The organism is Ancylobacter sp. GW821-FHT10E12, from assembly GCF_058809335.1.
This window is the reverse complement of record NZ_JBXASN010000001.1, coordinates 114,044-135,054: the sequence shown is the minus strand read 5'-3', so window position 1 is coordinate 135,054 and position 21,011 is coordinate 114,044. Positions and strand designations below refer to the sequence as shown.

Annotated in this window: 24 protein-coding genes and 1 tRNA gene; 13 read left to right on the top strand and 12 right to left on the bottom strand. The window is 67.7% G+C overall.

The annotated features are described in order from the left end of the window. Nucleotides 1-12 precede the first annotated feature (12 nt). Complete coding sequence (locus AC1RU4_RS00695) at nt 13-621, top strand: pyridoxamine 5'-phosphate oxidase family protein (protein WP_492889058.1); 609 nt, start codon at nt 13-15, stop codon at nt 619-621. Here AC1RU4_RS00695 and AC1RU4_RS00690 read toward each other — a convergent pair. Further along, nucleotides 615-1,715, bottom strand: a complete 1,101-nt coding sequence (locus AC1RU4_RS00690; protein WP_492889057.1) for an alpha-hydroxy acid oxidase — start codon at nt 1,713-1,715, stop codon at nt 615-617. The two genes, AC1RU4_RS00695 and AC1RU4_RS00690, sit on opposite strands and share 7 nt — an antisense overlap. 139 nt (nt 1,716-1,854) lie before the next feature. Between AC1RU4_RS00690 and AC1RU4_RS00685 the strand changes: the two genes are divergently transcribed. Next, on the top strand, nt 1,855-2,445 hold the full coding sequence (locus AC1RU4_RS00685) for a hypothetical protein (RefSeq protein ID WP_492889056.1): 591 nt from the start codon (nt 1,855-1,857) through the stop codon (nt 2,443-2,445). Nucleotides 2,446-2,451: 6 nt separating this feature from the next. Here AC1RU4_RS00685 and AC1RU4_RS00680 read toward each other — a convergent pair whose 3' ends face one another. Further along, nucleotides 2,452-3,390, bottom strand: a complete 939-nt coding sequence (locus AC1RU4_RS00680) for a metallophosphoesterase family protein (RefSeq protein ID WP_492889055.1) — start codon at nt 3,388-3,390, stop codon at nt 2,452-2,454. 48 nt (nt 3,391-3,438) lie between these two features. Between AC1RU4_RS00680 and AC1RU4_RS00675 the strand changes: the two genes are divergently transcribed. Then, complete coding sequence (locus AC1RU4_RS00675; RefSeq protein WP_492889392.1) at nt 3,439-3,936, top strand: NUDIX domain-containing protein; 498 nt, start codon at nt 3,439-3,441, stop codon at nt 3,934-3,936. 100 nt (nt 3,937-4,036) lie between these two features. After that, nucleotides 4,037-4,113, top strand: a tRNA-Met gene (locus AC1RU4_RS00670). Nucleotides 4,114-4,151: 38 nt separating this feature from the next. On the opposite strand, the gene AC1RU4_RS00665 is transcribed toward AC1RU4_RS00670, so the two are convergent. The 8 genes from AC1RU4_RS00665 to AC1RU4_RS00630 all read right to left on the bottom strand — a co-directional run bounded on the left by AC1RU4_RS00665 (nt 4,152) and on the right by AC1RU4_RS00630 (nt 10,216). Continuing rightward, nucleotides 4,152-4,280, bottom strand: a complete 129-nt coding sequence (locus AC1RU4_RS00665; protein WP_492889054.1) for a VOC family protein — start codon at nt 4,278-4,280, stop codon at nt 4,152-4,154. A gap of 24 nt (nt 4,281-4,304) precedes the next feature. Next, nucleotides 4,305-5,447 carry an NAD(P)/FAD-dependent oxidoreductase gene (locus AC1RU4_RS00660; protein ID WP_492889053.1) on the bottom strand — a complete coding sequence of 381 codons (1,143 nt, stop codon included), beginning with the start codon at nt 5,445-5,447 and terminating at the stop codon, nt 4,305-4,307. Next, a complete protein-coding gene (locus AC1RU4_RS00655) occupies nt 5,444-5,659 on the bottom strand; it encodes a hypothetical protein (protein ID WP_492889052.1) in 216 nt (71 codons plus the stop codon). The genes AC1RU4_RS00660 and AC1RU4_RS00655 overlap by 4 nt, the downstream gene beginning before the upstream one ends. After that, a complete protein-coding gene (locus tag AC1RU4_RS00650; protein WP_492889051.1) occupies nt 5,659-5,979 on the bottom strand; it encodes a 2Fe-2S iron-sulfur cluster-binding protein in 321 nt (106 codons plus the stop codon). The genes AC1RU4_RS00655 and AC1RU4_RS00650 overlap by 1 nt, the downstream gene beginning before the upstream one ends. 7 nt (nt 5,980-5,986) lie before the next feature. Further along, entirely contained in the window at nt 5,987-6,805 is an 819-nt protein-coding gene (locus AC1RU4_RS00645) for an ABC transporter ATP-binding protein (RefSeq protein WP_492889050.1), read from the bottom strand. Continuing rightward, entirely contained in the window at nt 6,805-7,596 is a 792-nt protein-coding gene (locus tag AC1RU4_RS00640) for an ABC transporter permease (RefSeq protein WP_492889049.1), read from the bottom strand. The genes AC1RU4_RS00645 and AC1RU4_RS00640 overlap by 1 nt, the downstream gene beginning before the upstream one ends. Before the next feature lie 232 nt (nt 7,597-7,828). Next, nucleotides 7,829-9,085, bottom strand: coding sequence for an NAD(P)/FAD-dependent oxidoreductase (locus AC1RU4_RS00635; protein WP_492889048.1), 1,257 nt, complete (start codon nt 9,083-9,085; stop codon nt 7,829-7,831). Between the two features lie 60 nt (nt 9,086-9,145). Further along, nucleotides 9,146-10,216 carry an ABC transporter substrate-binding protein gene (locus AC1RU4_RS00630; RefSeq protein ID WP_492889047.1) on the bottom strand — a complete coding sequence of 357 codons (1,071 nt, stop codon included), beginning with the start codon at nt 10,214-10,216 and terminating at the stop codon, nt 9,146-9,148. A gap of 229 nt (nt 10,217-10,445) precedes the next feature. Between AC1RU4_RS00630 and AC1RU4_RS00625 the strand changes: the two genes are divergently transcribed. Further along, on the top strand, nt 10,446-11,033 hold the full coding sequence (locus AC1RU4_RS00625) for a TetR/AcrR family transcriptional regulator (protein WP_492889046.1): 588 nt from the start codon (nt 10,446-10,448) through the stop codon (nt 11,031-11,033). A gap of 24 nt (nt 11,034-11,057) precedes the next feature. Here the strand turns inward: AC1RU4_RS00625 and AC1RU4_RS00620 are convergent, their stop codons facing one another. Continuing rightward, nucleotides 11,058-12,479 (bottom strand): aminotransferase-like domain-containing protein, encoded by a 1,422-nt coding sequence (locus AC1RU4_RS00620; RefSeq protein ID WP_492889045.1) that lies wholly within the window; start codon nt 12,477-12,479, stop codon nt 11,058-11,060. 316 nt (nt 12,480-12,795) lie between these two features. Here AC1RU4_RS00620 and AC1RU4_RS00615 point away from each other — a divergent pair, with 316 nt between their 5' ends. The 7 genes from AC1RU4_RS00615 to AC1RU4_RS00585 are packed head-to-tail and all read left to right on the top strand — an operon-like array spanning nt 12,796 to nt 18,869. After that, on the top strand, nt 12,796-13,626 hold the full coding sequence (locus AC1RU4_RS00615) for a transporter substrate-binding domain-containing protein (RefSeq protein WP_492889044.1): 831 nt from the start codon (nt 12,796-12,798) through the stop codon (nt 13,624-13,626). Between the two features lie 51 nt (nt 13,627-13,677). Then, a complete protein-coding gene (locus AC1RU4_RS00610; protein ID WP_492889043.1) occupies nt 13,678-14,331 on the top strand; it encodes an amino acid ABC transporter permease in 654 nt (217 codons plus the stop codon). Beyond that, complete coding sequence (locus AC1RU4_RS00605) at nt 14,328-14,984, top strand: amino acid ABC transporter permease (protein ID WP_492889042.1); 657 nt, start codon at nt 14,328-14,330, stop codon at nt 14,982-14,984. Before AC1RU4_RS00610 ends, AC1RU4_RS00605 begins: the two co-directional genes overlap by 4 nt. Further along, entirely contained in the window at nt 14,977-15,756 is a 780-nt protein-coding gene (locus AC1RU4_RS00600) for an amino acid ABC transporter ATP-binding protein (protein ID WP_492889041.1), read from the top strand. Before AC1RU4_RS00605 ends, AC1RU4_RS00600 begins: the two co-directional genes overlap by 8 nt. Nucleotides 15,757-15,795: 39 nt before the next feature. Next, nucleotides 15,796-17,181 (top strand): FAD/NAD(P)-binding protein, encoded by a 1,386-nt coding sequence (locus tag AC1RU4_RS00595; RefSeq protein ID WP_492889040.1) that lies wholly within the window; start codon nt 15,796-15,798, stop codon nt 17,179-17,181. A 20-nt stretch (nt 17,182-17,201) separates the two neighbouring features. Beyond that, a complete protein-coding gene (locus AC1RU4_RS00590; RefSeq protein ID WP_492889039.1) occupies nt 17,202-17,609 on the top strand; it encodes a RidA family protein in 408 nt (135 codons plus the stop codon). Between the two features lie 57 nt (nt 17,610-17,666). Beyond that, a complete protein-coding gene (locus tag AC1RU4_RS00585; RefSeq protein WP_492889038.1) occupies nt 17,667-18,869 on the top strand; it encodes a YlbE family protein in 1,203 nt (400 codons plus the stop codon). A 195-nt stretch (nt 18,870-19,064) separates the two neighbouring features. On the opposite strand, the gene AC1RU4_RS00580 is transcribed toward AC1RU4_RS00585, so the two are convergent. Continuing rightward, on the bottom strand, nt 19,065-20,282 hold the full coding sequence (locus AC1RU4_RS00580) for a YbfB/YjiJ family MFS transporter (protein ID WP_492889037.1): 1,218 nt from the start codon (nt 20,280-20,282) through the stop codon (nt 19,065-19,067). 170 nt (nt 20,283-20,452) lie between these two features. Here AC1RU4_RS00580 and AC1RU4_RS00575 point away from each other — a divergent pair, with 170 nt between their 5' ends. Continuing rightward, nucleotides 20,453-20,995: a TetR/AcrR family transcriptional regulator gene (locus AC1RU4_RS00575; RefSeq protein ID WP_492889036.1), complete on the top strand. Its 543-nt coding sequence runs from the start codon at nt 20,453-20,455 to the stop codon at nt 20,993-20,995. Nucleotides 20,996-21,011 lie beyond the last annotated feature (16 nt).

The following is a 21,011-nucleotide window of genomic DNA, read 5'->3' as shown; positions in this document are numbered from 1 at the left end:
AGGAGAATAGCCATGGCTCGCATCGCCTGCCTCGAATCGCTTCGCGCTCTTTACGGCGAGCCGCGCGAGCGCAGCCGGCGCAAGGTACTTCCCGCCCTCGACCGCCATTGCCGCCGCATCGTCTCGCTCTCGCCGCTGGTGATGCTCGGCAGCTTCGGCGCCGATGGCCGCGCCGACGTCACCCCGCGCGGCGACGCGCCGGGCTTCGTCGCAGTCGAGGACGACGCCACGCTGCTCATCCCCGACCGGCCCGGCAATAACCGTCTGGATACGCTGACGAATCTCCTCGCCAACCCGTCCATCGGCCTCCTGTTCCTGATGCCCGGCATCGACGAGACCCTGCGCATCAACGGCTCTGCCGAGATCCGCGACGACGCCGAACTGCGCGCCCGCTTCGAGATCAACGGCCGCCAGCCGGTGACGGTTCTGCGCGTCGCGGTGCAGGAGGCCTATCTCCATTGCGCCAAGGCGTTCATGCGCTCGCATGCCTGGGACCCGGCGCATGCGGTGCCGCGCGACGCCTTGCCCAGCATGGGCGAGATGCTGCGCGACCAGCTCGGCCTCGCTACCGCCGAAACCCAGGCGGAGATGCTGGTCCGCTACCGCGAAACGCTCTACTGAGCCGGCTCCCGCCACAGAACCTGCGGGCCGATATCGGCGAGCCGGCTGCAACCGGTCATCACCATCGCCATTTCCAGCTCGCAGCGCAGCAGATGCAGCACATGGGCGACGCCGGCCGGGCCGGCGACAGCCAGCCCGTAGAGGACCGGGCGGCCGACCATCACCGCCGCAGCGCCGAGCGCCAGCGCCTTCAACACGTCGGTGCCGCGCCTTATGCCGCCGTCGACCAGCACCGGCATCCGCCCGGCGACCGCCTTCGCTATGTGCGGCAGCACCTCGATGGTCGCCGGCTGGGTATCGAGCACCCGCCCGCCATGGTTGGAGACCACGATGCCGTCGGCGCCGGCGCCAATGGCCCGCTCGGCATCCTCCGCGCACATGATCCCCTTGAGGATCAACGGCAATTTCGTATGGGCACGCAGTCGCTCGATATCCTCCCAGCGTGCCGCCACGTCCATGAAGCCGTTGAACAGCAGGCTCTCGCCGAGCTCGGCGCGGGCGAAATGCGTCGTGTGCAGCCCCCGCAGATTGGCGTTCTCGGAGAGCTTGCGCGGCGTGTAGCCCGAGCGTTGCTCGGTGTTGCGCGCACCGAATACCGGCGCGTCGACCGTCACCACCAGCGCGCCATAGCCCGCCGCCTCGGCGCGGCGGACGAGTTCGAGCGTGAAGCCGCGATCGTGCTGGATATAGAGCTGGAACCATAGCTTGGTGCGCGCCGCCGTTGCGATCTCCTCCAGCGACACGTCGGATTCGGTGCTCACCGTCATCCCCGCCGCAGCGCCGCCCGCCCCCACCACGGTTGCGATCTCGCCGGCGGGGTCGGCCAGCGTGTGATGCGCGCTCGGCGCCACGAAGATCGGGTGCGCATAGGACTGGCCGAACAGCGTCAGCCCGGTGCCGCCGCCCTCGATGGTCGGCAGCGCCCGCGCCCGCAGCCGCAGCCGCTCATAGGCCTGCCGGTTCCACCGCATGGTCGCCTCGTCGCCGGCGCCGCCGGCATAATAGCCCCACGCCTCCCGGCTCAGCCGCTCGCGGGCAATGGGTTCGTAGTCGTCCACCGCAACCACGCCCTGGGGAATCTCGAACCGCGCCATATCCACCTTCCGATGCCTTCTGCCGTGCGCTGCCGCATGAACCCGCCTTAATGCAGGCCATCTATTAACCCAAGAGGTGCATGCTTATGGCGGGCGCAGGACGCGCCGGCTAGTCTCGCGCATCGAGGAGCGGGGGTTCATGGACGAAGGCGGCCACCAGCGGGGCGACGCGCCCGGCCTGTCGCTGCGCGAGGCGATCCGAGCCGCGCGGGTGGAGGCGGCCGAGCATGCCGGCGTCATCGTCGAACTGCGCGATGCCAGCCTCGCCCGCCTGTCCATGCTCAACGAAATCCTCGATCCGATCTTCGCCGACGTGCCGCTCGAACATGCCGACCTGTTCGACCGCGGCCTGATGCCCGGCGAAACGCCGCGCCTGTTCGTCGATATGGTCGCGCATGTGACGCTGGGCCGCGACCGGCGCACCTTCCGCTTCCTGCAGGACACCCGCTCCGGCCGGCGCGTTCTGGCAGAGAGCACCAATCCCAACGACATCGCCGACGCGGTGACCCGCTATGTCGCCCGCCGGCTGATCGCCCGCGAGCAGGCGCTGTCGACCAGCGCGCCGCCCGAGCCGGAGCCCGCCCCGCGCCCGCTGCCGCATCACCCGCCGGCGCCGCCATTGCCCGAGCCGGCACCGCCGCGCCGCAGCGGTGCCGTCGCCTTCCTGTTCGGCCTGCTGGCCGGCGTGGCGGCATGCGCCGCCGGCTGGGTGCTGCTGCAAGGCCACTAGCGGGGATCAGATGCCGGTTGGAGCGGTGAGCACCCGCGTGGTGCGGCTGGCGACATCGAGCTCGCCGCGTGCGAAGCCGCGCGTTTCAAGCGTGCAGCGCCAGGGAAAGGCAGCGTCCGGCAGCCGCTCGATGCGATAGAGGTGGTAGCCGCCGGGCCAATGGCTGTCCTCCGGGCCGGCGGCGAAGGAGGGCGCCTCGACCACCGGGACCAGCCCGCCGCCGGGCCCGGCGAGCATTTCCACCATCGGCCGGTGGTCGTGGCCGCAGATCACCAGTTCGGCGCCATGGGAGGCGAGGCAGGCGCGCACCGCTTCCGCGTCGAGCAGCCGCTTATGGGCGGAGCGATGGCCGCAGGGCGGATGATGGATCAGCACCACGCGAAACAGCCGCTGCTCGCCGAGTTCCTTCAATATCCCGCCCAGCCGCTCGATCTGCCCGCGCCCGACCTTGCCGGTCGCCATGAAGGGCTGGGTCGGCACCGCCGTCGACACGCCGACCAGCGCCACGTCGCCCCGCCGGCGCACGAAGGGGAAGCCGAACTCGGCGACGACGCCCTCCGCCTCGCCGCCTTCGGCGCCGTCGCCGCGCATATAGTTGCCCCAGTTGAGCAAGGCGTGGTGGGCCGTGGAGCGCACATAGGCGTCGTGATTGCCGGGGACCACCGTCACGTAGTGGCCGGGGCCGAGATTCTGCAGGAAGTCGAGCCCGGTCTGGTACTCTGCCGGCAGGCCGACATTCACGAGATCGCCGGTCACGGCGATGTGGTCAGGGGCCATCTCCTTGATGTCGGCGATCAGCCGGTCGATCGTACCCTCGGCGAATCGCCGCCGCCGCCCACGTCGCCAGTTGAGAACGCCGAGCGCCCGCTTGCCGGCGAGCTCCAGCAGCCGCGCCGATGGCAGCGGGCCGAGATGGGGGTCGGTGAGATGAGCGAGCACGAACACGGGGCTCTCCATAGCAGCGCAGGTTGGTCGATGGAAAGCGGTCGGTCGATGGAAAGCGCGGCCGCGGCGCCTGATGTCGCAACGCCGCGCCGGGTCGGAAAGTTGCCCCGCCTCATGCACCTGTGGTCGCGGCTCACCCGCGGGATGACGCTCGGGGTACGCGCCGCCGTAATCGACGCGCAGGGGCATATCCTGCTGGTGCGTCATACCTATGTCGCCGGCTGGCAATTGCCGGGCGGGGGCGTGGAGATCGGCGAGACGGTCGAAGCGGCGGTCCGTCGCGAACTCGAGGAGGAAGCGGCCATCCGCCTGCTCGCGCCGCCCCGGCTGCACGGGCTGTTCCTCAACGCTCACCTCGCGGCGCGCGATCATGTCGCGGTATTCGTCGCGGGTGCCTTCGAGATGGGGACGCCGCCGGTACCCAACCGGGAGATCGCCGAAGCCGGCTTCTTCCCGACCGCCGAGCTTCCCGCCGGGATCACGCCGGCCACGGCCCGCCGCATTGCCGAGATCGTCGAAGGCCGCCCTCCCGCCGCTTATTGGTAGACCGGACTGTGCGCACACGCACGGCAGCGCTTGACACCCTTCGGCTGGATTCCTTATATCCGCGCACCTCGCGAGCCGGCCGCCTGCGGCCGATCCCGATGGCGGAGTAGCTCAGCTGGTTAGAGCACGGGAATCATAATCCTGGGGTCGGGGGTTCAAGTCCCTCCTCCGCTACCATCCCACCTCGCGGTGGGTTCCAATGCGTCGCTCGGCCCCTATCCCGCGTCAGCCTCGCCGCAGCACATGCTTTGCGTGAGGACGCCAAGCGCATCTTCCAGAACCACCTGATAAAAGGCCACCGACCGGGCAAGATCGCTGACCATCAGGAAGATCGGGTCAAGCACGCCGCCGGCTTCTGCCCGATTGGCTTAGATCGCCTCCAGCACGCGCTTGGCTCTCATGTAGGCGTCGGGTCTATCGAGGCATTCCACGGCGCAGATCGTGCCCTTGTGCTGGTGGATGACCGATATAGGGGTTTCGCCCGGCTCGCCCTCAATCACGACGTCGGCGGCCGCCAGGGGAAAGCCTGCCATCTGGAGTTTATGGCCATACTGGTCCGACCAGAACCACGGCAGTTCCTCAGCCGGCGGCTCCTCGCCGACCAGCACGGCGGCCAGCGCGCGTGCCTGTGCCTGCGCGGCCCCGATGGATTCATGCCGGATGCGCCGGCCATAGCGCTGGCTCGACACCGCGGCACAATCGCCGATGGCATGGATGCCCGGCGCCGACGTCTCCAGGCGCTCATCTACGACGATCCCATCCGCGCAGGCGAGGCCCGCCGCCTCGGCCAGTCCCGTGACGGGTTCGGCACCGATGCCGACGAGCACGTGATCGCAGGCAATGGTGTCGCCCTCGCGCGTACGCACCGCCTGGACGCGCCGCTCGCCGAGCACTTCCGCCACCGTTCGGCCGAGCAGGAGGCGAACGCCGTTTCCGCGATGCAGCGCCTCGACATGCGCCGCGAAATCGCGCGAGGCCGAACGCGACAGCACGCGGTCCGCGCGCTCGAAGATCGTGACCTCGCAACCCCGCTTTCGCGCCGCAGCCGCAACCTCAAGGCCCACATAACCCGCCCCGACGACAACGAGATGGGCCAGCGATGCCATTGCCGCCGACAGCCGGGAAGCATCCATAGAATGGCGCAGATAGGAAACACCCTCCCGGTCGGCACCGGGCACGGCGAGCCGGCGCGGCCGCGAGCCGGTGGCAAGGACCAGCCGGTCATAGGCCACGCCATCGCCGCCTCCGAGCAGAAGGGTGCGCGATGCGGCATCGATGGCGAGGGCCCGGTCGCGCCGCAGCACGATCTCGCCGGTATAGAAGCTTTCCGGCCGCAGAAGCGTCGGCCCGGCGCCGGCAGCGGCAAGCATCGCCTTGGACAGTGGCGGGCGATGATAAGGAAGCTGCTCCTCCTCGTTCACCAGTGTGATCGAGCCACCGAAGCGCTGCCGGCGTAGATTGTCGGCGAGCGCGACGCCGGCATGGCCGGCGCCGACGATCACGATCCTCATCGTGCTCTCCGCTCAAGGATGGGGTCGATCTCGACCGGCGCCCTCCACCCGAGCGCGGCGATGCCCTGCGTGGTCCGGGCAGGCAAGCGGGAATCGCCATCGAAATGGCGGAGGCCGATCACGCGGCCCTGATGGTCGATATCGAGCCCAATGCACAGGGCGTGGAGCCGAACGAACCCTGTCCGCGAGATGCCGGGAATCGTCGCGCCCATCAGTACTGGCTTTCCGGCAGGAGCACGGTCAGCCCGTCCAGTGCCGGGGCGAGCATGATCTGGCACCCCAGACGGCTGGTCGGCGCAAGATCGTCCCGCCCGCTCAGGAGCGCGCGTTCCGAAACGGACGGAGCCGGAAGGCGACCGAGCCATTCCTCGGGAAGGAAGACATGGCAGGTGGCACAGCTGCAACAGCCGCCGCAATCGCCGAGAATGCCGGGAACGCCATTGTCGAGCGCCGTCTGCATGAGCGTCGCGCCATCCGCAGCGTCGACGGTGAAGGTTTCCCCGCTCGGGGTGCGATAGGTAATCCTGGGCATGCCATACTCAGTTCTTGGGAAGGGTGATGAAACGGGAAAGGGCGGCGAGTTCGTCGGGACTGAACTCGCCGCGCGCCACTTCGGCTTCGAGATGGGTCTCAAGGCGCTGGGCGACCGCACGCAGCGCTGGATCGGCCGGGTCGCGAGGCCGCGGCGTGTCGAGGTCGATAAGGCTGGAGATGGTGCCGGGCGAACCCGAGATGAGCACCACCCGGTCCGCCAGCGCCAGCGCCTCACTGAGGTCGTGCGTGACCATGAGCACGGTCGCGCCGGAATCCTGCCAGGTGGTGAGTAGATAGGCCTGCATCATCTTGCGGGTCTGGTGATCCAGCGCCGCGAACGGCTCGTCAAGCAACAGCAGGCGCGGCTTCAGCGCGAAGGCGCGCACCAGCGCGACGCGTTGCTTCATGCCGCCCGAGAGCTCGGCGGGCACCTTGGCCGCATAGGCCGCGAGACCGACTTTGGCAAGGAGGCGCGCGGCCTCCTCGCGCGCCTCCTTCCAGCGCCTTCCGGTGTTGCGCAGCGCGAAGGCGACATTGTCGAGCGCCGTCATCCACGGGAACAGGTTGTAGTTCTGGAACAGGAGCGCCGTCCGCGGCGTCGGCCCATCGGTCTGCCGGCCATGCACGAACACGTAGCCTTCGCTCGGCTCGTCAAGACCGGCGGCCATGTTGAGCAGCGTGCTCTTGCCACAGCCGCTGGGGCCGACCAGCACGGTGAAGCTGCCCTCCCGGATCTTGAGCGAAATGCCGGCGACCGCCGTGCGTCCCTGGAAGACCTTCGAGACCACGTCGAACTGCACGGCGGGGGAGGAGGTCGCGACCATCAGCGGCGCTCCCACCAGATGAGCCGGCGCTGCACGACGAGCAGGAGCCGGTCCATGGCGAAGCCGATGACGCCGATGGTCATGATGCCGACCATCACGAGCTTCATGTTGTACATCTGCTGGCCCATGATGATGAGATAGCCGAGGCCGGAATTGATGCCGGCCATCTCGCCGGCGAGCACCGCCATCCACGCGCCAAAGAAGCTGAGCCGGGTCATGGTCAGGATCGCCGGCAGCGCGGCGGGCAGCAGGACACGCAGCCAGATGCGAGGGCGGGACGTGCCGAGATTCTGCGCGACCTTGAGATATTCCCCCGGCACCGCCTCGAAGGCGGCGACCGCCGACACCGTCATCGAGCCGAAGATGGCCATGAACACCACGAAGATGGCCGCCGGCGCGCCGATGCCGACGATGGCGATGGCAAAGGGTATCCAGGCGACGGGCGACACCGGCGCGATGGTCTGCACGATCGGCAGGGCGAGCCGGCGGAGCGGCGTGAACTCGACCACGCAGGCCGCCACCGCGAGCGAGGCAATGAGGCCGGCGCCGAGTCCCACGGCGATGCGGGACAGGGTGATCAGCACGGATTCGACGAGCCCCGTGCGCTGGACGCCGAAGCCAACCGAGACCGCTCCGCTGAAGAGGTAGGGAATGGTCTGGCTCGGCGGCGGCAAGATGCGCGGATTGAGGAAGCCCTGAGCGGCGCCGAGCTCCCAGAGGCCGACGATCATCCCCCAGGCGAGTACGAACGAGCCTCCCGTCGACAGGCGCGACAGCAGGGCCTTGCGCATGGCCGCCGCATCTTTTCGTGGGCCTCCCGCGGGCGCCGTCGGGGACGCCGTCTGTTCGGCGACCGCCAATGAGGGCGCGATTCCGCCGGCGAGCGGTTCGGCGTCGACCAGTTTGAGCATCGTCATACCGGATTGTCCTCGCCTGTCTTTTCGAGCTGCGGCGCGGGGAGGCGAACGGGCCCGGTCTTCCCCCCGATGCGAGCGTCCGCCTCATGCACGGATCCCGCGCCGCTCATGCCGGCACCGCGGCGCTCGCGGGAGCGGCCTCGAAAGGCTCCAGCACGCCGTCGACGGATTCGCCGGTGATCGCGGCCATCCCCTCCACATAGGGAATCACGTCGGTCCAGGGACGTGAGGTGCGCGCCCATATGTCGACCATGCGGCGCGCCAGCGCGGCGTCGCGGATGAAACTATCCATGGCGCGGCGCATGCCCTCGTCGCTCGGCGGTTCGGCAAGGTGCCTGGAGAAGGCGTAGAACTCGCGGCTCTCCCGTTCGCGCCAGGCGGGGTAGCTCTCCATCCAGTCGCCGGCCTTGAGCCCTGCGGCGAGCACGCGCGAAGCCTCAAAGGCGTCCCAGATGCCCTGCGCGCCCGCCGGATGCTTGAAATGGGCCGCGTCGCCGATCAGCGCCCAGCCGGGGCCGGTATGTCGACGGTAATAGCCCTCGAGCCGGGTGGTGCCGAGCACTCGGCTGACCTTGATGGCGCCGTCGAGCCGGGACCACAGTGCCGGGATCGAGCGGATCTTCTCGAGGTAGAACTCCTCGAGGTTGCGGATGCCCGCGCGTGCGGCGACCGGCCCGTTCATGGTGACGACATGGTGGTCATCGTCGGCCGGGAAATGCGCGCAGATCCAGGGCGGCTCGAAGAAGAAGTCCTGGGTGTTGCGCCCCTTCGCCCCCGTCCAGTAGGCGAAGTAGAGCATGGTCTGCGTCGGCATCACCTTGGTGCGCTTGGCGCCGACGAGGCTCGCCACGGTCGAGGCGACGCCGTCCGCGCCGACGACCACCGACCCGAGAATGGTGATCGGTCCGCCTGGGGCGCTGGCGACGACGCCGCGCACCGGATCGGCGGGGGTGCCGGCACCGATCAGGCTGTCCACCTGCGTATTCTCGAACACGGTTGCGCCCGCCTCGCGTGCCCGTTCGAGCATGATGGCGTCGAGGGTGATCCGGCGCACGCAGATCGCCCAGTCGCGTCCGTCGATCGGCTGGTGCGGCGCGACGAACATGCGTCCTTCGTGATGCCAGGAGGTGTAGAGCGGCGGCGGCCGGTGCGCCATCACCCGATCGACAACGCCGAACTCCTTCAGCCGGGCGATGGTGTTGGGATAAATGACGTGGGTCGACATCGTATCGGAGGGAAAGCTTGCCCGGTCGATGAGGGCCACGCGCCAGCCGGCTTCGGCGAGCAGGAGGGCGAGAGAGGCGCCGGCGGCGCGCGCGCCGACGATGACGGCATCGAAGGCAAGACCGTTCGCGGATGTCACGGCTTGGTTGCTCCATCTTGTGGGAGGAGACCCGGAGCGCGCGGCTCCGGGGAACGACGTTCAAGCAGCGGTCGGCTGCAGCGACAGATCGAGCACCTTGTCGGCGAAGTTGTCCTTGAAATAGCCGAGCTCGATCAGGTACTTCATGCCCCCGCGTATGCCGGAGGCGCCGGCGTCGCCGATGATGGGATTGGGTGACTGCCGCTTAAGCGCGATGGCAAGCACCTCGCGCGGCGCGCCATAGATCGGCTGCAGGTCGTCCAGCGCCGCATCGAAATTGCCGTAGAATTCCTTCGCCGACGCCTTCAGCACGCTCATGTAGCGGGTTAGCAGCGGGCCTTTGGCATCCACCGTTCCGCTCAGGGTGTTGATGACGCAATCGGGCGCTTCCGGACCCCAGACGTCGTTGGAATTGGCGAGATAGATGCCGTCCGCCTGCTTCACCACGCTCTCGGCATAGGGCTGGGCGAGCGTGCAGACATCGACCGCTCCGGTCATCAGCGCCTCGCCCATGCCGACCATGCTGGGGAAGAAGGTCATCTCGTAGTCGGCGTAGGACTTGCCGTTCTGCGACATCGTCCCGTAGCCGACGAGTTCGAGCGTATCGAGCTTGAGCGTACCGACCTTGAGGCCCTTGCCGGCGGCGGCGGCGAACTCGTTGACGTTTTTCACCGAGCCCTTGCGGGAGACGAGCTCGATACCGGCAAGGCCGGAACCGCCGATGATCCTGAGGTCGTTCGTGCCCTCGCCATAGGCGGCCATGGTGGTCGTCCACGGATTGTGCATGACGTCAACGCCGCCGGCCACCAGCGCCTGGAGATTGTCGGCCGGGCCGTTGAACTGGGTCAGCTCGACGACGAGACCGGCCTTGGAGAACATGTCGCGCTTCTTGGCGAGCAATAGATGCGACACGCATCCCGCGGGCAGGTGGCCGACCTTGATGCGCTCGCCACCCGCCTGCGCCTCCGCCGCCGTGGAGCTCGCGATCATCGCCGCACCGGCAGCGCTCACGGCCAGTGCCGCGCATCCGCAGGCCAGAAATCCGCGCCGGGAGAGGCCGGCAACCTTCGCGTCCTCGGCCGGCGCCCCGCAGCAGCCCGACCCCTCGATATGCCAGTGACGAAATCTCATCTGCACCACTCCCTTTTTCGGCCACACCGGCCGCCTGAGTAGACCGATTGGTCTCCTGCAAGGCGCGTGCCATCTGTAGACCGATCGGTCTCCATCGTTTAAAGAGCGGGAACAGCTGCAAAAATCGTCAATCGCCTAAATTTCCAACGGGATTTGAGCAGGGGAGATTCGGAAGATGCGGTATGTGCCCGTGGTCAAAGGCTGATATCTTCAAGGGGGAGGCAGACGCGTGCTGGACCGGTCACAACACATCTCGCCAGAGGCCAAGCTGCTCAACGCGGCGCGGCGCCTGTTCTGCAACGAAGGCATCCATGCCACTGGCGTGGCCCGCATCATCAAGGAGGCGGGCGTCGCGCGGAAGACGCTCTATGACCGCTACGGTTCCAAGGACAACCTGCTGCGGGCGGTGTTCTCCGCCGAAGCCGACATGTGGTTCCACTGGTTCGATCACGAGATACCAAACCGCGAGGAGGACCCGATCTCCCGCATCCTCATGCTGTTCGACCTTCTGGAGCGCTGGTTCGCCAGCAGCGATTTCTATGGTTGCGTCTTCATCAATGCAGTCGCCGAGCACGAGAAGGGCGACAACTGGATCCGCGACATCGCGGTCGCCCATCGCGAGCGGATAAACGCCCGCCTGCGCGGCCTCGCCGTTGCCGCCGGGGCGCAGGATGCGGACGAACTGACCGAGAAGATCGGCCTCATCATCGACGGCGCAATTGTCAACGCCATGGTCACCGGCGATCCGCGGATCGCGGCGGTCGCCCGTGCGGCAACGCAGGACATCCTCTCGGCCGCCCTCGCCACCCGCGCTTAGGTCGTCGCCGGCGGCGGCGGCGCTCTATGTAGCGGGCAGCGCCACGCGAGGCGGCCTTCGGTGAGGGCTCAGCGCCAAGAGCCCCGCGAGCCGGTCCAGCGCCTGCCGAAGCGCCTCGCGGTCGGCAGCACCATTGAGGCAAAGCCGCACCGCGTCCGTATGCTGGAGCGAGGCGACCTCAAACATGCTGAAGGGGGCGATCCCCACCCCCTCGAACTCGGCGGCGCGGGTGAAGTCGTCGGCCGACCAGCCATTGGTGAGCTTCAGCCAGGCATAATACGAATCGGGATGCGTGATGACCGCCGCCGGCGGAAGCGTCGCCGCCAGAATCTCCTGCCGCGCCCGCATCTCGGCGCGCTGGGCCGCGATGGCGCGGTCCAGTGCCGGCGAGGAGACGAGGCGAGCCACCCACTCGGCATTGATGGGCGAAGCCATCAGGGTCGTCGCGCGCAGCATGATGCCGAGCGCGTGGGCGCAGCCTCGCGGCATCCTCAGGAACCCTATGCGGATGCCCGGGCCGATGATCTTGGAGAAGCTCGTGACATGCACCGTGCGCTCGGGGTCGAGAGCCGCCAGCGGCGTCATCGGTGCCGCGGGCATGAAATTCCAGACGTCGTCCTCCACGATCAGCACGTCGTGCCGCTGGCACACTTCAAGAATTTCCAGGCGGCGGGCATGGGACATGGTCGCGGTCGTCGGATTGTGCAGTGTCGGCGTACAGAACAGCACCTTGGCGCCGGTACGCCGGCAGGCGGCGTCGACATAGTCCGGCATCAGCCCCTCCCGGTCCATCCGGACCCCGACCAGCGAGCGGCCCATGAGGGCAGCGGCCGAGCGCAAGCCGTAAAAGGCCAGTTCCTCGGCGAGCACGATGTCGCCCGGACGACCGAGCGCGCCCATCGCCAGAGCGAGGCCATGCTGCCCGCCGCAGGTCACCATCACATCCTCGGCGGTGCAGGCAATGCCGAAGCGCGACAGCCAGCGGGCTCCGGCCTCCCGGTGGCGCGTGAGCCCGGCATCGACCTGCCGGGCGAGGAGGCCGCCGATGTCGGCCGGCAGCGGTGCCTCCGCGAGAAGGTCGCCAATGGCGGGATGGACCGGAGCGTCCTGGGGGAAACTATGCGAAAGATCGATGAAGCCCTGCGATGCCGCGTTCCACAATGAGCGCGGGCCGTCCTCGCGCTCAAGTCGGTTGATGAAGGTGCCTCGCCCCACCTCGCCGGACAGCAGTCCGCTGTCGCGCATATGCGCATAGGCCCGGCCTACCGTCCCGAGATTGACCGAGAGCATTTCGGCCAGCAGACGCTGCGGCGGCAGCTGGTCGCCGGGCTTCAGTCGGCCGGAATCCAGCGCCAGCTGCACTGCCTTCGCGATGGCGAGGTAGCGGGGGCCGGCGATCACGGGAATGACCGACGTCCAGTCGGCCGGTTCAACCTCGCGCATCATGTTCCAGCCCTCGGCAGGCGCCTGCTGCGCGCGCGTGACCGCTTTCCGCGCCGTGCGAACGTGCCAGTCGGCGCTCCATTGTCTCGATGAATGTCATGGTCTTGCTGCCTTCCGGGCAAATATTTGGGCGCATTGTAAACACAAAAGGCAGGCCATTCCGACGGCCCTCAAATACATTGTGCGCATTGTCCCATTTGTGCTGCCGCACGAACATGACGCATTTCAGGCATTGCCCACGGGGTGGGAGGCGCGGATCGCCGCCGACCCGCCGCGGGCATGCAGGGATGCCTCATCGCGGAGAGAAGGAACTCGCTTAATGCTGCTGTCCAGGGCCACCCGGCGCACTGCGCTGCTGTTTGCCGTGCTGACGATCGGTGCCGCCGCATCCCAGGCGTCGGCCGCCACTCTCGACGAGATCAAGGCCGAGGGGACCATGACGGTCGCCACGGAGGACAGCTACAAGCCGTTCGAGTACATTGAGGACGGCAAGCCGATGGGCCTCGATCATGCCCTCCTCGACCTGCTGAGGAAGGAATCGTCCTTCAAAATCCAGCAGCAGATCATCCCGTGGTCGGGCCTGCTGGCCGGCGTGGCGAGCGGCAAATACGACGTGGCGCTCACCGCCGCCGTCATCACGCCCGAACGCACCCAGAGCCTCGACTTCACCATGCCGATCGCCGAGGCGACGCAGTATTACGTCATCCGCGCCGACGACGATTCCATCAAGAGCGTGACCGACCTCTCCGGCAAGACGGTCGGCGTGCAGTCCGGCGGCGCCTCCTATGCGGCGCTGAAGGACCTTGCGGCCGCGCTGGAGAAGCAAGGCGGCAAGCTCGGTACGGTGGTGCAGTACACCTCCTTCCCGGAGGCTTACCAGGATCTCGCCAACAAGCGGCTCGACTACGTCATCAACGGCATCATCAACTTGACCAGCCTCACCAAGGAGCAGCCCAAGCGCTTCAAGCTCGGGCAGGCCGTGGCAGCGCCGGCCTACGCCGCCTGGGCCGTCGCCAAAGGCAACACGGCGCTGCTCGACTATCTCGACGCCTTCATGATGAAGATCCGTCAGGACGGCACCCTCCACGCGCTTCAGGAGAAGTGGCTGGGCACGACGTTCGAGAACATGCCGACCGAACCGACCCGGTGATCATGCGTATCGTCCGGCTTCCGGCCTGCGTTCCGGCGGCGAGGTGGTGACATGACGGCTGCAGCGATGCTGACGCTCCTTTCCGGAGCGGCGACGACGGTGGCGCTATCCCTCGCGGGTATCGTGGCGGGCCTGCCTCTCGGTCTGGCCCTGGCGCTGCTGCGCTGGGGCGAGGTGCCGATTGCGGGGCCGCTCGTCGCGCTTTACGTCAGCATCGTGCGGGCGACTCCGATCGTCACGCTCGCCCTCTTCATCTTCTTCGTCCTGCCGAGCGCGGGGCTGGCGCTGGCGCCCGTCCCCGCCGCCGTGGTCACGCTCGCGCTCAATACCGCCGCCTTCGACTGCGAGATCTGGCGTGCCGCGCTCATCGGCATTCCACGCGACCAACTCGACGCGGCGCGCTCCTGCGGCATGACGCCGACGATCGCCTTTCGCCGCATCGTCCTGCCGCAGCTCTGGCGCAGCAGCATCGGCCCGCTGGCGAGCGAGATGACCATTCTCGTCAAGGGAACACCTGCCGTCGCAGTGATCGGCGTGGTCGAGATCACCCGAGCGGCGAGCCGCATCGGCGCCGAGACCTATGAGCCGCTGCCTCCCTTCCTTGTCGCGACGGTACTCTACACGCTGTTGGTCGCGGTCATCGTGAAGGGCCAACATGTCGTGGAGCGCCGCGTCGCCCAGCGTTACGGATACGCCGCGCGATGAACACCCTGTCCATTCTCTGGGATCAACGCGACATCTTCATCGCCGGCTTCGGCAGGACCGTCGCGCTGTCGCTTGCCTGCGCCATGCTCAGCCTGCCGCTCGGCTGCCTCGGCGCCGTTCTGCTGCTGGAGGCGCCGGAGCCGGTACGCCGCATTGGCGCGGCGTGCGTCGACCTGCTGCGCTGCGTCCCGTTCCTGCTGCTGGCCTATGTGATCTATTACGGCCTGCCCGAGATCGGCCTGCGCTTCGACGCATGGTCGGCGGGGCTGACGGCGCTGGTCGTCTATCACGCCGCCTATCTGATCCAAATCGTGCGCGTGGCGGCGCTCGCCCTTCCTGCCGATCATGTCGAGGCGGCAAAGGCATTCGGATTTTCCCGCGTCGGACTCTACCTGCGAATCATCTTGCCGCAGGTCGCGATCGGCGCCGCGCCCATCATCGGCAACCAGCTCATCATGATGATCAAGGATACCGCGCTGCTGATGATAATTACCGTCCAGGAAATTTCGTTCGCGGCCAATTTCGTGAACGCACAAGTCTTCTCGCCCTTCGCCCCGTTTGCGCTGGCCGTGGCGCTCTACTGGGCTCTTTGCCTCGTCGTCGAGGCCGGCATCCGCAAGCTCTCGAGGATGCGGAGGCTGCGCTATGGCTGACCCCCTCCCCCCGGCTCTCTCGGCGCGGCTCGTCTGCAAGAACTTCGACGGCGTCGAGGTGCTGCGCGACGTCTCGCTCGACGTCCACACGGGCGAGACGGTCTGCATCATCGGGCCCAGCGGCTCGGGCAAATCGACCTTCCTGCGGTGCCTCAACTGGCTGGAGGAGCCGTCCTCCGGCGAGATCCGCCTTGGCGGGGCACCGATCGGCCGGGTGCCGACATCCGGCAGCGGAACCCGGGCCATGTCGCGCGCGGAACTCGCGGCGGCGCGGACGCGCGTCAGCATGGTGTTCCAGCATTTCGCACTGTGGCCGCACCTCACCGTGCTGGGCAACGTTATCGAGGCGCCTATCCATGTCCTCGGCCGGCCGAAGGGAGAGACGATCGCGGAGGCGCGGCGCCTGCTCGAGCGCATCGGCCTCGCCGACAAGGCCGATGCCTATCCGCACACTCTGTCCGGCGGGCAGAAGCAGCGCGTCGCCATCAGCCGGGCGCTGGCCATGCGGCCGGAGGTCGTCCTGTTCGACGAGCCGACCAGCGCCCTCGACCCGGAAATGGTGGGCGAGGTGCTGGCCGTCATGCGTGAACTGGCAGCCGAGGGACTGACCATGGTGATCGTCACGCATGAGATGGCATTCGCCCGCGATGTGGCTGATGTAATCGTCTTCCTCGATGGCGGCCGGGTGATCGAGACGGGTCGGCCGGCGGATTTCTTTTCCCGGCCGGACAGCGAGCGCGCCCGCCGGTTCCTTGGATTGAAGGCCGGCTGATCCGCTCCTTCGACCGTCGAAATAAGTGGAGTTCAATTCGTGCAGGATCCCTTGCGTCTGGTCGTGATTGGCGGAGGCTATACCGGAGTGGCGCTCGCCCTCCATGCCGTCCGCCGCTCCGCGCGCCCGCTCGACATCACGATCGTGGAGCCCGCCGACCTCGGGCGCGGCATCGCCTATGGCACCTCCGATTCCAACCACCGGATCAACGTGCCGAGCGATCGCATGGGCGTCGAGACGGCGGACCCCCATGCAGCGACACGCTGGATGTGCGAACACGACCTCCTGTCCGGCGCCGCCAGCGAAAGTCGGCCCGGCGAATTCTACGTGGCGCGATGGGACTATGGCAGCTTCGTCGCCAAATACCTCGATGCCGCGCTGGCCGAGGCGGGCGAACGGGTCGCCTTCCGTCATCGCCGTACCCTCGCGACCGCGATCCGGCCGGTGGGTGGGGAGGGACTGCCCCGATGGCAGGTGGCCTGCGAGGGGGGCGAGCCGCTGCCGGCCGACATCGTCGCGCTCTGTTATGGCCACGGCACGCCTGTCCCTCCGTGCCCGATCCCGGACGATGTCGCGGCGAGCCGCAAATTTGTTCTCAATCCGTGGGCGCGCGAGGCGCTGGCAGGGCTCGACCCGCAGGACGCGGTGCTCGTCGTCGGCACTGGCCTTACCATGGCGGATGTCGTGATGAGCTTGAAGGATCGCCGCCATACGGGCCCTGTCACGGCGGTGTCGCGACGTGCGCTGCTGCCGCAGCCGCACGGCTCCTTCGAGCCCCTCACCGGCCTTTTCGGCGGCGACGCCTCGCCGCACACCGCGCTCGGCCTGCTGCGGCTGCTGCGCCGGCGCGTGCGCGAATATGAAGCGAGCGTCGGCTGGCAGCCTGTGGCCGACAGCCTGCGCAGCATGTTGCCGGACGTGTGGAACAGGCTGCCGCCGGCCGAGCAGCGCAAGGTGGTCTCGCGCCTGCTGCCGTTCTGGGAAATTCATCGTTTCCGCATCGCGCCCCAGATCAATGACGTACTTCGGCGAGCCATCGCCGATGGGAGCCTCGCCATCGAGAAGGCGGGGTTGCGCGGGCTTGCGATGGATGGCGATGCCTTCGCGGCCGTTCTCGGTCATGGCGACGGTCGGCGCGAGACGCGGCATTTCGCGGCGGTCATCCTGTGCACCGGGCCGAGCCGCGATGTCCGCCGCAATCCGTTGGTCGCGGCCTTGCTGTCCGCGGGGCTGGTGCGGCTCGATGCGGTGGCGCTGGGCATCTCTGTGGACCGCGACAGCATCGTTCTCGATGCCGAAGGCAATCGCCGGCCCGGCCTCGCGGCCTTCGGCCCCATGACCCGCGGCAGCTTCGGCGAGATGACGGGCGCCCCCGACATCGCCCGTCACATCGAGCAGGTCGTCGATGGTCTGCTGGCCTCCTGAATCATGAAAGGGAAAAACCCGTGTCCACCAAGACCCACCATGTCGTCGCAGTTGCCAGCCCGCCGCCTCCCTCCTCGCTCTACGCCCACGCGGTGGAAGCCCAGGGCTGGCTCCATGTCACCGGGCAATTGCCCACCGACCCCGACATGCCGACGGCACCGCTGCGCGAGGGCATCGTGGCGCAGAGCAAGATGTGCTTCGAGAATCTCGACAGGATCCTGCACCACGCGGGATACGGATTTGCCGATGTCGTCTTCGTGCGCGTCTATCTCAAGGAGTTCGATCGGGACTTCGCGGCGTTCAACAGCGTCTACGCCAGCATCTTCCCGCAGGATGGCGACCTGCCGAGCCGCACCACCGTCGGCGTGGCGGCGCTCGGCCGTGGCGCGCTCGTGGAGATCGACCTCGTTTGCTACCGCCCGGCGTGAGGGCGCGCCTTCCATCTGTCGCCCGGCAAACGCCGCAACACCGATTTGAGAGAGACAATGCCCAGGCAGCAGTCCAACACCTTGGCCGCCGAGCGGATCCTCGCCTGTAAGCCGGTCATCCGCGAACTGGTGACGGCGCGCGAGGCGCTCGGCCTCTCGGAAGGCGAGCTCGGCCATGCCGGGCCGCCCTTCGCTCCAGGCGAGACGCCGCCTGTTGTGGTGCTGAACGCGCTTGCCGGGGCGGCGGTCCATGAGGGCTGGGCCGGCGACATGGACGACGGGCGCGCCATGGTGCGCCGAGGCGAAATCACGCTCCGCTCCAACCACGCGCTCGGCACCGTCTCACCCATGTCCGGCGTGGTCCGTCCGAGCCAGCGGCTGTTCCGCCTCGAGGACCGGGCGAGCGGCGCCAGCAGTTTTGCCACTCTGGCCGAGAAGGGGCGCCACGTCCTGCGCTTCGGCTACTACAACGAGACGGTGGCCGAAGGACTTCGCCATGTCGAGACGGAAGTGGCCGAGGCCATTGCGCGTGCGCTGCCGCCCGGTGGGCTCGAAGTGATGCCGCTGGTCGCGCGCGGCGTCGAATTGGGTGACGATGTCCATCAACACAATGTCGGCGGCATGCTGAGCTTCCTCGCCGCACTGCCGGACTTGCCGGGGCCGGTGCGCTCCTGGCTCGCCGACCATCCCCAGCACTTCCTGAACTATGCCATGGCCGCCGCCAAGCTCGGCCTCGACCGCGCGCGCGGGATCGCCGGTTCCAGCATCGTCACGGCGATCAGCCGCAACGGTATTTCCTGCGGCATCCAACTCGCCGGAACCGGCGACGAATGGTTCACGGCGCCGGCCGATCTTCCCCAAGGCGGCTTCTTCCCGCCCTTCACCATCGACGACGCCCATCCCGACCTTGGCGACAGCGCTATCGTGGAGAGCTTCGGGCTGGGCGGCTGCATCGCCCATGTCTCCCCCGAGATCGCCGCCAGCATGCAGCGGCCATGGTCGGAGGCGATGGTGGCGGGAGCACGCATGCGCAGCCTCTTCGTCGTGCGAAGCCCGTGGATCTCGCCGGCGCTGGCGGGGCCGGAGGGCATCGGCGTCGGGCTCGATGCAGCCCGGGTCGCCGACAGCGGCGAAGGGGTGCGCATTCACACCGGCATCGCGCATCGCGACGGTGTCGCCGGCTGGATCGGCATCGGCGTCGCCCGCGCGCCCCATGCTTGCTTCACCCAAGCCGTCGCCCGGCTCGATCGCTCCGAATGAGCATATGATGTAGTTCAGCGCTGACAGCGGCCAGGCGCAGCTTCGCGGCCCTCTCTTCAGCGTGTCCTTGCTCCGCCCCAGCGCCTTGCCGGCAAGCCAGAGTGCCGGAAACGACATGCCGCCGTTTCCGACACGTCCTCAGCCGCGGCTGGCGAACGAGGAACAGGCTCGTTCGCATTCGCTCCGGCATTCGCGTCAGGCTCCCATACGAGCCGACAGTCGTGCCAACCCGGCCTCCACAACCTCGGCGACGAGAGCCAGGATCAGTGCGCCGGCCCCGACAGAGAACAGCAGGGTGTAGTTTCCGTCGGATCGGGCAAAGAGCCAAGAATAGCCATAGCCGGCAAGTGCCTGAAACGCCGCAAACGCCACGGTCGCCCGGCTCCACATCGCGGCCTGCGCCACATGATCGCCGGGCAGCAGGTGATGCACCTTGTGCAGGATGAGCGGCACGATGCCCGGCGGAAAAGTACCGATCACCCATGTCGCGATGCCGGCAGTCACCAGACCGGGTGCGTTCACGAACACGATCAACGCCGTGATCTGCACCGCCAATAGCAGCCGCACCGCAGCCGAAGTCCCGAGCCTGTCGGCCAATTGACCGTAGAGAGGAGGGCCGAAGATCGCACCGATGCCGTAGACGACCCAAAACATGGCCCCGACATGCGCTCCCAGCTCGCGTCCGCGAGCGAAGAAATCAACGAGGAAGACGACGGCGGGGACGAGTCCGACCGCCATGAGCCCGTACTGGAGGTATAGAAGCCCACCCACCCTTCCGGCATGAGGGCGCGGAGCGGCCGGGGCCGAAATCGGCGCGTGGCGTGCGACGCCGTTTGCTGGCCATCCTCCCCAGCTCAAGGCGGCCAAAGCCAGCGACGCTGCGCCCAGCCCTTCCCAGGCGGCCGGCAGCCCCCAGTTCAGCAGCGCAGGCACCGCCGTGCCCGAGGCAGCTATGCCGAGACCGACTCCGAAAAATATTGCCCCGCCCGCAAGCCCGCGGCGCCGAGCCGGAACGTTCGGCAGCAGCGTGGCCGCCACGAGCACCATGATCACTCCGCCGGTGATCCCGGACAAGAGCCGCCAGGCGAAGAACCAGGCGACCGACAAGGGAAAGGCACACGCGAAGAATGCCAGCGCGGTCAGCAGCATCATCGCCTTGAGCACGGTGACGTTGCCGAAGCGATGCCCAAGCTCGCGGGCGACCAGGGCGCCGACCAAATAGCCCGCCAGATTGGCCGCCCCGAGATAGATCACGCTGCCCGCGGGGAACCAGCCGGCATCGATCAGCGGCGGAATGAGCGGCGTATACGCGAAGCGGGCCAACCCTATCCCGATCATGCTCGCGCAGAGACCCGCGAACATGGCGGCCCATGGCATGGGCTCTTCGCCAATGGGGGGATCGATCGTCGTCATCGCAACATCCTTCCGGCAGCCACCGCCCCGAAGCGGCGCATCTTTATCATGAGCGTCAAAGATGGTGACCCTATCATTTTTGACAATGACGTCAAAGATAATTACATCCTCGCGAGCTGAGGAAGGGGAGTGGCGCGATGGCAGGTGTGAGGCAGTTCGACGAAGACCGCATGCTGGACACGGCCGCGAAGCTGTTCTGGGAGAAGGGCTTCGCAGCCACCTCGATGCAGGATGTCGCCGCAGCGACGCGGGTGCAGCGCGGCTCGCTCTACAATGCGTATGGCGGCAAGGAAGCTCTCTTCATCAGCGCCTATCGCAACTATCAGGCGCGCTACATGGAGGGCGTCCGCGCGGCGCTTGCCGTGGACGACCTGCGCGACGCGCTGCTCAGCCTGTTCGCCTTCAGCATCGAATTGATCCGCAAGGACAGGCGCGGTTGCCTGACTACCAAGACCGCCACCGACGAGGAAGCCTCCAGCCCGAAAATCCGCGAAGCGCTGCGCCGGCAGATGGATGATCTCGAAGCGTGCCTGACGGAACGTCTCGCGGCATCGCCCGAGAGGCTGCGGCTGCCCGCCGATGTCGCCGCCAGGCTGCTGGTGACTCATACACGCGGCATGGTCGTCATCGAGCGAATCTACGACGATCCGCAGCGGCTAAAGAGCGATGCTGAAACGCTCATCAATCTCATCGTCAAGGATCAAACCGACTAGGGCGGGGGCGCCTGGC